Origin of the sequence: Corynebacterium jeikeium (assembly GCF_028609885.1) — a bacterium.
In the GTDB taxonomy this organism is placed as follows: Bacteria; Actinomycetota; Actinomycetes; order Mycobacteriales; family Mycobacteriaceae; genus Corynebacterium; species Corynebacterium jeikeium.
The window spans coordinates 638,109-650,112 of the sequence record NZ_CP063195.1 but is presented as its reverse complement, the minus strand read 5'-3'; the positions used below and the strand labels follow the sequence as shown (position 1 = coordinate 650,112).

General features: G+C 59.9%; 8 protein-coding genes, 1 tRNA gene and 4 pseudogenes. 5 read left to right on the top strand and 8 right to left on the bottom strand.

All coding sequences use genetic code 11. From position 1 onward, the window contains the following. Positions 1 to 69 precede the first annotated feature (69 nt). Positions 70 to 459, top strand: coding sequence for a globin (locus CJEIK_RS02805; protein ID WP_005296520.1), 390 nt, complete (start codon positions 70 to 72; stop codon positions 457 to 459). Positions 460 to 461: 2 nt separating this feature from the next. Further along, entirely contained in the window at positions 462 to 1,256 is a 795-nt protein-coding gene (locus tag CJEIK_RS02800) for a TSUP family transporter (protein WP_005296522.1), read from the top strand. Positions 1,257 to 1,301: 45 nt separating this feature from the next. On the opposite strand, the gene CJEIK_RS02795 is transcribed toward CJEIK_RS02800, so the two are convergent. The 5 genes from CJEIK_RS02795 to CJEIK_RS02775 form a co-directional block, all read right to left on the bottom strand. Then, on the bottom strand, positions 1,302 to 2,027 hold the full coding sequence (locus CJEIK_RS02795) for a DUF8185 domain-containing protein (RefSeq protein WP_005296525.1): 726 nt from the start codon (positions 2,025 to 2,027) through the stop codon (positions 1,302 to 1,304). Positions 2,028 to 2,134: 107 nt separating this feature from the next. Next, positions 2,135 to 2,617, bottom strand: a complete 483-nt coding sequence (locus tag CJEIK_RS02790; protein ID WP_005296528.1) for an acyl-CoA thioesterase — start codon at positions 2,615 to 2,617, stop codon at positions 2,135 to 2,137. A 166-nt stretch (positions 2,618 to 2,783) separates the two neighbouring features. Next, positions 2,784 to 4,454, bottom strand: a complete 1,671-nt coding sequence (gene ettA, locus CJEIK_RS02785) for an energy-dependent translational throttle protein EttA (protein ID WP_005296530.1) — start codon at positions 4,452 to 4,454, stop codon at positions 2,784 to 2,786. A gap of 165 nt (positions 4,455 to 4,619) precedes the next feature. Next, entirely contained in the window at positions 4,620 to 5,147 is a 528-nt protein-coding gene (locus CJEIK_RS02780) for a single-stranded DNA-binding protein (protein WP_005296533.1), read from the bottom strand. A gap of 182 nt (positions 5,148 to 5,329) precedes the next feature. After that, positions 5,330 to 7,618, bottom strand: a complete 2,289-nt coding sequence (locus CJEIK_RS02775) for a bifunctional copper resistance protein CopD/cytochrome c oxidase assembly protein (RefSeq protein ID WP_005296535.1) — start codon at positions 7,616 to 7,618, stop codon at positions 5,330 to 5,332. A 199-nt stretch (positions 7,619 to 7,817) separates the two neighbouring features. Here CJEIK_RS02775 and CJEIK_RS02770 point away from each other — a divergent pair. Then, positions 7,818 to 7,894, top strand: a tRNA-Arg gene (locus CJEIK_RS02770). 96 nt (positions 7,895 to 7,990) lie between these two features. On the opposite strand, the pseudogene CJEIK_RS02765 reads toward CJEIK_RS02770, so the two are convergent. Then, a pseudogene (locus tag CJEIK_RS02765) lies at positions 7,991 to 8,398 on the bottom strand (integrase core domain-containing protein); the annotation flags it as partial. Between the two features lie 70 nt (positions 8,399 to 8,468). Between CJEIK_RS02765 and CJEIK_RS02760 the strand changes: the two are divergent. After that, positions 8,469 to 9,661 (top strand): IS3 family transposase gene (locus CJEIK_RS02760; RefSeq protein WP_370510474.1). Its coding sequence is split into 2 segments (ribosomal slippage): positions 8,469 to 8,751 and positions 8,751 to 9,661, totalling 1,194 coding nucleotides; the frame shifts between segments, so codons are not numbered across the junction. 37 nt (positions 9,662 to 9,698) lie between these two features. Here the strand turns inward: CJEIK_RS02760 and CJEIK_RS02755 are convergent. Next, a pseudogene (locus CJEIK_RS02755) lies at positions 9,699 to 10,483 on the bottom strand (IS481-like element IS3514 family transposase); the annotation flags it as partial. 338 nt (positions 10,484 to 10,821) lie between these two features. On the opposite strand from CJEIK_RS02755, the pseudogene CJEIK_RS02750 reads away from it, so the two are divergent. After that, positions 10,822 to 11,028: pseudogene (locus CJEIK_RS02750) on the top strand (ATP-binding cassette domain-containing protein); the annotation flags it as partial. A gap of 46 nt (positions 11,029 to 11,074) precedes the next feature. On the opposite strand, the pseudogene CJEIK_RS02745 reads toward CJEIK_RS02750, so the two are convergent. Beyond that, positions 11,075 to 12,004: pseudogene (locus tag CJEIK_RS02745) on the bottom strand (IS256-like element IS3509 family transposase); the annotation flags it as partial.

Genomic DNA, 12,004 nt, shown 5'->3' with positions numbered 1-12,004 from the left:
CCCCTGCGACGGGCGTGGCTGCACCCAACTAGCCCCGTCGGTTATCGCAGAACGGATAAGGTTGGAGGCATGACTTCTAGCTTCTACGACGCTGTTGGCGAAGAGACCTTCCGCGCCATCGTGCACGAGTTCTATCGCCAGGTCCGCACCGACGATATCCTCGCGCCGATGTACCCGGAACAGGATTTCGAAGGCGCCGAGGATCGACTGCGCTGGTTCCTGGTGCAGTACTGGGGCGGCCCTGCGGAATTCAACGCTCGCCGCGGCCACCCGCGCCTGCGGATGCGCCACGCCCCCTTCCGCATCGATACGGCCGCCCGCGACCGCTGGCTGGAACTCATGGGCAACGCCATGGCCACCATCGATAAGGAACAGCTCCCCGACGAACACCGCGCGGCCATGTGGGAACACATGGAGCGGGTCGCACACATGCTGGTCAACACCCCCGATCAGATCTGACGATGCTAGCTGAACTCTCAGCCGAGGCAATTTCCCTCCTCGCAGTGGGATCCTTCATCGCCGGGCTAATTGATGCCATCGTCGGCGGTGGTGGCCTCGTCCTCATCCCCCTCATTTTGATCGTCGCGCCCGCGACACCCGAAGCCTCGGCAATGGCGGCGAACAAGTTAGCAGCGGTTTTCGGCACCTCTTCGGCCGCAGCGCGTATGCTCCGCGCATCCGATGTACGCCAGAAGATAGATCGGCGCCTGGTGGCCTACGGAGTCCCGCTGGCGTTCGTCTGCGCGGCCTCGGGTGCGCTGCTGGTAGCGGCACTCAGTTCCGAGGTTCTGCGACCTCTGGTGATTATTCTCTTGCTGGCAGTTGGCACGTATGTCGCCCTCAAACCCAGCTTCGGCACACCTCAAAGCGCCCCATCGCAGAGCCACCGTCGGTGGCTCATCGCGCTCTTCGCAGTGGGGGCTATCGCCGCTTACGACGGCTTCTTCGGGCCGGGCACGGGCACGTTCCTCATCATCGTATTCACCGCGCTGCTAAGCAGGTCCTTCGTGGAATCTGCCGCGCTGTCGAAGATCATCAACACTGCCACGAACCTGGGCGCGCTGACCGTATTCGCCATCGGCGGCCATGTGCCCTGGCTACTGGGCCTCGGCCTGGCGGTCTTCAACGTGGCGGGAGCACAAATTGGGGCGCGCCTGGTGCTTACCAAGGGAACCGGCTTTGTCCGCATCGCGCTACTCATCGTTGTCGTGGTCATGAGCACCAAGTTGGGCTACGACATGTACACCGGCGCCTAAGTTGTTCACGCCGCAGCAGCCCACGTGCGGCGGCTCCCCAAACCTCTAGCGCGGCCCGGGCACTCGCGCCAGCCCGCCGGGGCGCGGCGCGTAAACGCTGCCTACCAGCGCATCCATACGAATCCACGACCCGCTGGCACTCACGCGCACATAGTCATAGTCCCGCAGCTTCTCCCCCGGCTCTGGAACTAGCCGCAGGCCGCCGAGCGCCGCGATGGTTCGCCCCTCCAGGGCGACGGAGGCGGTGGCGTCATTACCTCGCTGCACCGTCAGCACCTGCTGCTCCAGCAGGCTACGCGCAATCCCCATCGGCCCGGAGTTCGCCTCGTTTTCCATGGCCATGTCCGCGTGCAGACCGCGCACCACGTCCCCCGGCACCGTATCGATCAGCTCGAATCCCTGCTGCGGAGGCGGCGAGCCAACCCACATCAGGTCCATCTCCGCACCCAGGTCGAGGGTCTGCTGACCAGGCTCAAACGCGACGATCGCCTCCAGCGCGTCGCTGGCATAGGCCACCGTGCCGCCACTGCCAGAGTGCGCACTACCGGCGCCGACGACCTGTCCGGGCACTCGCACGGAAGCCACGCAGCCTAGGGGCGTCGAAATGAAAAGATCCGTCGACCGCTCCCCCACAGCGCTTAGGCGCACCAGCGCACCCGGATCCATCACCAGCGCGCGTTTCATCACCGCCCCCGCGCGCCGCATGGCACTCACGGCCGCGGTCGCGGATCGCGAATTAATTGTTCCCTGTAGATCGATTGTGACGCCCATAGTTCCCCCACCTTAGCCCTCCCCAAGGCTGAAGCTCACGCGGGCTGGGCGTTTGTGGGTCAGCGGGTCAGCGCCGGGCCGCAAGCACACGACGCAACAAGCGCTACCTAGAAGCGCGCGGCGGTGGTGGCGCGGTCGGTGACGACCTCGTGGTCCTCCGGGATCAGGAATTGGTTGATGTTGTCGATGTCCTGCTCGCTCCACTCGCGGGACTTCCCGGTCATCACGTCGATCCCCACCATGACTGCGTCGATGGTGCAGGTGATCCGCCCGACGGAATCCTGGACGACCTGGCGCATGGTGCAGGATTTGCGCCCGACGTCGATGAAGTAGGAGGCCACGGCTACTTCCGACTCCCCCGGCGAAAGCGGGAATGGGTAGTCGATGGTGGTGTGGCGGGCGAACATCGGGGGCACGGCAATGTCCATTTCCATCAGCACGTCTTTGAGGAAGACCATCCGCGCGTCCTGGCCAAATTCCAGGTACTTGGCGTTATTGACGTGCTGGTATTGGTCGAAGTCGGACCAGCGGAGCTCGCGGTGGCAAGTGTGCCAGCGAGTCCCAGTGGCCTCGTATTCGATGAAGGGCATTGCGTTTCAAACCTCGCTTAGAACCTCACAGGTAACTTTTGTTTCGTGAACCAATATTGCCACATCTTTCACACAGGTTCACGTTGTTACACGGCTTCAAGCGAGAAACGCGGCGCAGGCCTATTGGTTAGCCTGCGCCGCCGAGCCGCTTTAGCGTGCTGTCCGACTAGCGGGTCAGCTTGCGGTGCGTCACGCGGTGCGGACGTGCAGCCTCCGGGCCAAGGCGGTCGACCTTGTTCTTCTCATAGTCCTCGAAGTTGCCCTCGAACCAGTACCACTGGCCTTCGGCAACATTGCCCTCCCAGGCCAGGATGTGGGTACAGGTGCGATCCAGGAACCAGCGGTCGTGCGAAATGACGACCGCGCAGCCCGGGAACTGCTGCAGAGCGTTCTCCAGGGAGGACAGGGTCTCAACGTCCAGGTCGTTTGTCGGCTCATCCAGCAGGATCAGGTTGCCGCCCTGCTTCAGCGTCAGCGCCAGGTTCAGGCGGTTGCGCTCACCACCGGACAGCACCTTGGAAGGCTTCTGCTGGTCCGGGCCCTTGAAGCCGAACGCGGACAGGTACGCGCGGGAAGGCATTTCGTTCTGGCCGACGTGGATGTAGTCCAGGCCGTCGGAAACGACCTCCCAGACGGTCTGCTCCGGGTCGATGTTCTCGCGGTTCTGGTCCACGTAGCTCAGCTGCACGGTGGAGCCGACCTTCACCTCACCGGAATCCGGCTCTTCCAGGCCAACGATGGTCTTAAACAGGGTGGTCTTACCCACACCGTTCGGGCCGATGACGCCCACGATGCCGTTGCGCGGCAGGGTGAACGAAAGGTCCTTGATCAGGGTGCGGCCGTCGAATCCCTTGTTCAGATCCTTGACCTCGACCACCTGGTTGCCCAGGCGGGGCGGGGTTGGAATCTGGATCTCTTCGAAGTCCAGCTTCTTGTACTTCTCCGCCTCGGCTGCCATCTCTTCGTAGCGCTGCAGACGGGCCTTGTTCTTCGCCTGGCGAGCCTTCGCACCGGAGCGGACCCACTGCAGCTCTTCCTTGAGTCGCTTCTGCAGCTTCGCGTCCTTCTTACCGGCGACCTCCAGGCGCTTGGCCTTGGTCTCCAGGTAGGTGGAGTAGTTGCCCTCATAGGGGTACAGCTTGCCGCGGTCGACCTCACAGATCCAGCCGGCGACGTGGTCCAGGAAGTAGCGGTCGTGGGTGACGGCCAGGACGGCGCCCTTGTAGTCCTTCAGGTGCTGCTCCAGCCAGAGCACGGACTCGGCGTCCAGGTGATTAGTGGGCTCGTCGAGCAGCAGCAGGTCCGGCTCGGAAAGCAGCAGCTTCGCCAGGGCCACGCGGCGGCGCTCACCACCGGAGAGGTGGGTCACCGGCTCATCGGACGGAGGGCAACGCAGCGCTTCCATAGCCTGCTCGATCTTGGAGTCCAGCTCCCACGCATCTGCAGCGTCGATCTTCTCCTGCAGATCCGTCATCTCTTCCATCAACTCGTCGGTGTAGTTGGTGGCCATTTCTTCGGCGATCTCTTCGTAGCGCTGGCGGATCTCGAAGATCTCGCCCATGCCCTCTTCGACGTTCTGGCGAACAGTCTTTTCCTCGTTCAGCGGCGGCTCCTGCAGCAGGATGCCGACGGTTGCGCCGGGGTCCAGGAAGGCCTCGCCGTTGGAGGGCTGGTCGATGCCAGCCATGATCTTCAGGATGGAGGACTTACCTGCACCGTTCGGGCCCACCACGCCGATCTTGGCGCCGGGGTAGAACGCCATCGTGACGTTATCCAGGATGACTTTATCGCCGTGCGCCTTGCGCACGTTCTTCATGGTGTAAATGAACTCGCCCACGGTGAACTCTTTTGACCTTTCGTGGTTAGTGTCCCAATGTATTCGCCCACCCAGTGTACGTGGTGCCACCGTGCAAAGGCCGACCTGGGCTACTCCCCCGAGCTACCCAGGTCGACCTCACCGTTTAGCGGCCATTTAGCGTCCGTCTAGCGCCTAGCTTAGCGCTTAGAACGCAGGTTCCACTTCCTCTTCCTGGCTACCTGCGCCCACACTCACAAGCTCGGGCGAACCGCCGAGGTTTGGCGCCGCACCCGGCTCCGCGACCTGTCCAACACCCTGTGCTGTGTTCTGCTTAGCGTTCTGCTCCACGGCCTTGCGGACATTCACCAGCACATTTCGGGCGCTCAGGTCCGGACCCACGTGAGTAGCACGCACGCGCAGCACGCTGCGGGTCACGGACTTGCCGTCCTCACCGTTGGCTTCCCACGTGCTCTGCACAATGCGCCCGACGACGATCACGGACATTCCCTTGCACACCGTCGCGCTGACGTTATCGCCTAGTGCACCCCAGCACTGGACTTCCATGTAGCACGGGTCGCCGTCCTTCCACTGTCCATCCGCGCCTTGGTAGCGGTGGTTCATCGCCACGCGGAACGTGGTTAGTGTGGGGCCGCCGTCCAACCCCTTGATCCGAATCTGCGGGTGGTCAACCGCGTTCCCCACCAGATATGCCTGCGCCAGATTGTTGCTCATCCGACTTGTCCCCTTCCTAGTTGTCGCACCGAAGCTTGTTCCCCGACGCGTGGCCTTATTGTTAGCGCGTTTCGGGATTTTTCTTTTTCTTCGTGACGCCACCCTGTGGACAACTCCGCCCATCAAGGGCGTTTTCCACAGGCTAAAAAGTAGGGGGTTGACAGTTTGAGGCGGGGTGTGCGTTAGTCCGACTGTTCGCGGGTTTGCTTGTTCTCGGTCTGGCTTTCGGCCTGATTCTTCTGGGCCTGGCTTTCGGCTCTGTGCTGATTCTTGTGTTGCGACTTGTGCTTGGCCGAGTGCAGGGAGCTCTGCACGTCCTGGTCGTGGTAGTCATCGCCGTAGTACGCGCGGTTGCCGGTATCGATCTGCCCGCTGGAGAGCCCAGCCAGCATCGCGTTGTATGCCTCCAGCTCTTCGTCACCCGTGCGCTCTTCACGGCGGTCGAAGCGCTTGGCCTCGCGCCGGTCAGTGCGCAACCATTGGAACCCGTGGGCAATGGAAACAATCAGCAGCGGAATCTCGCCCAGAGCCCAGGTAATGCTGCCGCCCAGGTACTGCTGGTGGTCCAGGTCCACTGGGAATGGGAAGTCCAGCTGGCTGTAGAACTCTGCGTTCAGCGGCTCGGAAATCTGCATCATCGCAATACCGAACCATGCGTGGAAGGTCACCATCGCAAATAGGGTCAGCATCTTGATGAACGGCGAGAGGTTTCGCGGTGCAGCATCCACGCCGATGATCACCCAATAGAAGATGTACCCCGAGATGATGAAGTGCAGCATCATAAACAGGTGGCCGGCGTGCTCACCCGCGATGGCGTCAAAAAGTGGCGAAAGATAGAGGTAATAGAAGCCGACAACGAACTGCGTACCGGCGACGATTGGGTGCGTAAGGAAGCGCGAGAACGGGTTGTTGATGAACACGACCAACCATTCGCGCGGGCCCGCCACGCCGTTTCGACCGGCGGCAGGCAGGGCGCGCAGCAGGAGCGTCATGGGGCCGCCAAGAACCCAGAACACGGGCACGGCCATGGAGAGAATCACGTGCTGCAGCATGTGTGGGCCGAACATCGCCATGGAGTACATGCCAAGGCCGGAGCTGGTGGCGAACAGCAGGGTGACGTTGCCGGCGGTCCACCAGATCAGGCGCTGGATGGGCCATTCGATGCCACGCTTCCGAATGCTCAGCCAGGCCCACATGTAGCCGGCCTGCAGGAGGATCGCGCCCACGCCGAAAACGAGGTCCAGGCGGAACATGGTGAAGTAGCGCCAGATCGACGGCGGCTCGGTGAGGGTGTAGCCCAGCAGTACGTCCTGCTGCGTGAGGTCCACGATCTGCTCGATGGGCGGCGGGATGCGGCCCAGGGAGACGGCGATGCCAATGGTGGCGGCCATGATGAAGATCTCCAGGGCAGCGAAGCGGATGAACGGCTTGCGCTGGGCGCTAGTGGTCTTGCCGCTTTCGCCTTCGCCGGCGCGCAGCTTCGGAATGATGCGGGAACGCTGCTCCCAGCCGAACCAGGCCAGGAGCAACGTCATGACCATTTTTGCGACGATGACCAGGCCGTACTGGGTGGTGAAGAGCTCGTCCAGGTGGACGCGCAGCAGTGCGTTGATGAAGCCGGAGATCGCAACGGCGATGATGCAGAACAGCGCCAGGATGCTGTAGCGCTGAACAATGAGAGCCAAGTGCGGGCCGCGGCGCTTCGCGTGCGCTAGCAGGGCCAGCAGGCCACCCACCCACAGCGAGACACAAATGATGTGCCAGAGCAGCGAGTTCACACCATAGTCGTGGTTGCCGCCCGCCGCGGAGTGCCCCTCCAACGCCAGCGGAATCAGCGAAAGGACCGACAGCGCCAGGAAGATCGGCTGCCAGATCCACTTCCGCGTGAGCAGAGACAGCCCACCGGCCACGCCAGCGAAGATGGCAACCCAGAGCCAAGCCTTTGACGCCGACACCTGATCCAGCGCAATCCCCCAGTACTCGGGCTTGAGCACCTCTTTGAGGGGGCTGCCGGAGATGTCCGACATGTACATGGGGATCAGCAGGATCGACAGGACTGCGAAACCGATCATTCCCCAGGTGCCCGTGCGTGCGGCACGGAAGCCGTCGAGGGTGAGATAACCCTGCTTGTCCGGGGGCGTGCCGAAGGCGGACATGAGGAACCCGCCGAGGCCCAGACAGCCGATGAAAATCGCCGCGCCGCGGACGAAGGGCAGACCGATGGTGGTCAGCGGACCGGGATCCGGAATGCCCAGCAGGGCGAGCGATTCGCCGAGGAAAGAGTAGCCGATGACCGCGCCGAAACACCCGGCGACGAGTGCACCGATGAGATACACGAGGCCGGGGTTGCCCAGCTTCGCGGGCTGGGCCGGGGCTTGCGCTTCCGCCTGCGCGGGCTTCGCTTTGGTTTCCGCCTGCGCGGGCTTGGCTTGCGCTGCTTGCTTAGCTTCCTGATCTGCCTGGGAGGACATGTTTGGAACCTTACCCTCCGCCCCGGACAGGGTGAACTTCCTGGTTTTGTGATGTTCGTTGCGTCACAGTGGTGGCACATTTTGGCCGCAGATCAGTGCCACGATACCCCGGCACCGACCTGCGCGGCTGTGCCACGCTTACGGCATGGCCGCCCCGTAATTTCAGCGCGCAGGCGCGTGCATTATCATCTACTCGTATGCCTCCGTAGCTCAGTGGATTAGAGCAGTGGGTTTCTACCCCATGTGTCGCGGGTTCGAGTCCTGCCGGGGGCGCCATTTGTCATGAGTCGCGACATAGTTGACACTTCAGTCGCGACATCATGGACAAACTGGCGTCTCGGTTTTTCTTTTTCCGAGGCGCCGGTTTCGCTTTTAGGTCAGGGGTGGTTGGCCTTTCTTCCAATAAGGTTTTTGGTAATTGCGAGACGTATCGATGTAGTGCTCGGTGATGATCTCGCCAGTTTCTTTTAATGATGTGGTGACATGGTTGTCGGTGATGACCATAAGGATGGTTTCGCCAGTGTATTTTCGCCCGATACCAAGTTGGTAGAGCCTACTTGCGTAACGGACGGTTACCTTGCCGTTTGGGGTGACGACATCATTGCGGACGCGCCATTCTTCTTCCGGTTTGTCGTTGGGTTCGGCTTTGGGGCCGGTGGTGTAGACCTCATGTGGTGTCCGTCTTCCGAGGGCTCGGTGAGGTCGGACAGTGTTGTAGTAGTCGGCAAAGGTGTCGAGTTGCCGTTGGAGTTCGACCAGGGTGATCGCTGGGGATTGGGGACCTGACCCCTGTTTGGTAGACACCTGATATCCAGCCCGGTTGGGTTGGGAAGAAAGGTAATCTACCACCATGCCTAGGTATTCCGAACAGTTCAAACGTGATGCTGTGGCCCTCTATGAAAACAATGAGGACCTTTCACTTCACGCGGCTTCAGCAGAGCTTGGAGTCAATCGTTCCTCGCTTTTCTCCTGGCTTCAGCAATACGGCACCGGCAAACGTGCCCGCACGAAGGCCATGCGCGACAACGCCAAGGAGACGACTGATTCCGAGCGAATCCGCCAGCTAGAAAAAGAGAACGCGAAGCTGCGCGAAGAACGCGATATTCTGCGCAAGGCCGCGAAATATTTTGCCGAAGAGACACGCTGGTGATCCGCTTCCAGTTTGTCTATGACCACCGAACCGAGTACTCGGTCAAGCGGATGTGCCATGTGTTAAAGCTCAATCGCTCCTCGTTTTATAAATGGGTCAACACCCACGAAAATCGCAGGTTAAAGATATGTTCCGATGCCCTTATTGGTGCAAGAATCAAGGCCATCTTTGATGATGAGAACGGGCTTTATGGTGCTAAACGCATCGCTGCAAGCCTCAACGACGATACGGACTTCGGCCCGATCAACCATAAGAAGGTTGCGCGCATCATGAAATCCATGGGGCTAAAAGGCTTTAGCAAACGGCGTCGATGCATCACCACCCGGCGCAAGCCTGGTCACCGTGTCATGCCAGATTTAGTAGGCCGTACATTCACCGCTGACGAGCCGAACCGTGTTTATGTAGGCGACATCACCTACCTGCCGTGTAAGGGCGGTAAGAACATGTACCTGGCCACGGTCATTGACACCTATTCACGAAGACTTGCAGGTTATGCACTCGCAGACCACATGCGTGTCTCACTGGTCATCGAGGCTTTGTCCCATGCCAGCACAGTCCGCGGAAGCCTTGACGGGGCTATTTTCCATTCTGATCATGGAAGTGTGTACACCTCACAGGCGTTTAGGGACCACTGCGCCCAACTTGGTGTACGCCAATCCATGGGCGCGGTGGGAACTAGTGCCGATAATGCCCTGGCAGAATCATTTAACGCCACCTTAAAACGTGAAGTGCTACGTGATCGGAAAGTCTTTGATAATCCCATTATCTGCCGGCAGGAAGTCTTTCGATGGTGCATGCGCTACAACACCCGCAGACGGCACTCCTGGTGCAACCTTCTAGCCCCCAATGACTTCGAAGCACTCACATCAGCTACACTGACCCAAGCAGCATAGCTAACCCCCGACGTGTCTACTTTCCGGGGGTCAGGCCCTGGGCAGCAATCCATTTTTTAAGGGTTTGGTGGAACCGTTCGATCTTCCCTTGTGTTTGGGGATGTCCTGGCCGGCCATTTTTCTGTTGGATGCGGTATTTGTTGAGGGTTTTTCGAAGGCGTTGCGTCCCCCTCTGGCTCCAGCTAGGCGGGCGGTGAATACGAGTCCGTTGTCGGTGAGGGTGGATGCCGGCGGGCCGTAGGTGGCGATGAGGCGTTGCAGTTCAGCTGCAACAGCCGGTCCGCTGAAGGATGCTGCTGCGGTGATCGATAGCAGGTAACGGGAGTGATCGTCGATGAAGTCGAGGACTTCGAGTCGAGTGCCGTCGAGCAAGTGTAGGTGGGTGATGTCTGCCTGCCAGCATTCGTTGGGCATAGCGGCTTCGAAACGGATGAAAGAACTGCGTGGCTTTTTCTGCGGTTGTGGCGTGACAAGGCCTGCGTTGGTGATGATCCGTCGGATGGTCGACGTTGACGGTACTCGCAACCCCTGGCGGTGAAGGTGGAATGCGATGGTCTCAGGGCCTGCGTCTAAACCGGATCTGACCAGTTGCTTACGCATGTCGATGGTCTGGTTGCGTAAAGATGTTGGTACTGCTTGCGGGTGGGTATGCGGGGCGCGGGATTTCGGGGCGATGGCATCAGCGCCTCCGGCATCGAACTGGGACAGGATTTTGTAGATACGTTGCCGTGAGATTCTGAAGCGTTTGGCGACTTTGGTGACGGGTTCGCCTTGTTCGCGGACTGCCTTGACGATGGCGAGGTTGCGGTTGGGACTATTCATCTGTCAACAATGTCGCAGCTGAGGTGTCAACCATCACCGCTTTTGCTTTGCGGTGGCTAACTGTCAATTATGTCGCGGCTGATCTGACAACCGTCACAACGCTTTTCCCTGGAACACGTTGTCAACTATGTCCTGACTTCGGACACTGCCGGGGGCGCCATTGTCCTGACTTCGGACAACTGTTCGTTTGGGGTGTACCCCAGCAGACCATCATGCGCACTTCTACAGTTAGTGAGCATTGACACTCAGATTGGTTTGAAGTACGGTTTCGCCCTATGAAGATCCGTTCCTAATTCGACGCTCCCTTAATCATCGTTGGCTCGAAGGCGGAACTTGGCATGCATATTTCTTTTTCCCATCTCTCTTTTACCTGGCCAGACGGCACTCCTTGTTTCTCAGATTTAAGCGCCACATTCGGCGCGCATTTCACCGGCCTTGTCGGTGCTAATGGCTCAGGAAAATCGACTCTCGCTAAGGTGTTGGCCGGCATCTATCAACCCACTTCTGGTACCGTCACGGCCCCTAAAATCGGCTACCTAGACCAAGATGGGTTAAAGGACAAAATGTGTGTCTTTCCCGGGTGTGTCGTGGTTATTTGACCCAGCCTTTTTGGATGCCGAGGTTGTGTTGGTAGCTGGTGTCGATGGCGGTGTCGTATTCTGCTGGTGCACCGATGTCATTGGTAGTGGCTGTGGTGTCGTGGGTGATCAAGTTTGTTGCTGTGGAAAGTGCGTCTTGACCCCATCGCTGGTCCCTGGCGATCTTGACCGGATCGTCAGGGACTTCTGTATGTAGGTACAGCCACCAATCCATCACTGTGCGTTGATGCGGTAGTGATAATCCGCGGTGTCTGCGGGCCAGTTCTTTTATTGGGGCGTTGATGCCGCCTTCGAGACTGTTTGTTGTCGCTGCTAGTCCGTCAGGATTGATGGTTGTTGGTGGTGGTTGCAGGTAGGTAAACAACAGGTCCCTGCGGTGTAGGGATAGTAATGACTGATAGGCCGCTCGGACGCGTTGGTGGGTGTAGACCCTGCTGTAGGCACCGGTGGCAGGGTCGCGGATGGTGGTTTTCTCGTTCATCCACACCTGGTAGGTGTGGTTGAATTCGTGCAGGTGGGTGACCCATTCGGCTGCGTGGTCAAGGTCTGTGATGCGAGTGAGTTTCAGGGCTAGGCGGTAGAGGGTTTTGCCTGCGTCGGTGCGGGGATTGCTGGTGGTATGGCGGCGGACTGTTCGTTGGGCGTGGACGAGGCAGCGTTGGATGCGTGTTGTCGGCCAGCAGTGGTGGATGGCTGATTGGGCGCCTTGTCCGCCGTCTGTCACTGCGACAAGTGGTGCGGCAATGGGGCGTAGTAGTTCGGTGTAGGCGGCGGTGGTTTCTTGTCTGGCCCAGGTCCAGTTGATGACGTGGGTTTTACTGGCAGCGATAAGGAGGCAGCCGGACCTTAGGTAGGTCGCGTCCAGGAAGATCTGGTCGTAGATACGGAAAGTATCGATGGTGGGTGTGGGGATGATCCACCA

Excerpts from the sequence above, each read along its gene's own strand:
- CJEIK_RS02795 (WP_005296525.1), bottom strand. The coding sequence starts at position 2,027 with ATGGGCGTCACAATCGATCTACAGGGAACAATTAATTCGCGATCCGCG.
- CJEIK_RS02780 (WP_005296533.1), bottom strand. The coding sequence starts at position 5,147 with ATGAGCAACAATCTGGCGCAGGCATATCTGGTGGGGAACGCGGTTGAC.
- CJEIK_RS02800 (WP_005296522.1), top strand. The coding sequence starts at position 462 with ATGCTAGCTGAACTCTCAGCCGAGGCAATTTCCCTCCTCGCAGTGGGA.
- CJEIK_RS02790 (WP_005296528.1), bottom strand. The coding sequence starts at position 2,617 with ATGCCCTTCATCGAATACGAGGCCACTGGGACTCGCTGGCACACTTGC.
- CJEIK_RS02805 (WP_005296520.1), top strand. The coding sequence starts at position 70 with ATGACTTCTAGCTTCTACGACGCTGTTGGCGAAGAGACCTTCCGCGCC.
- CJEIK_RS02775 (WP_005296535.1), bottom strand. The coding sequence starts at position 7,618 with ATGTCCTCCCAGGCAGATCAGGAAGCTAAGCAAGCAGCGCAAGCCAAG.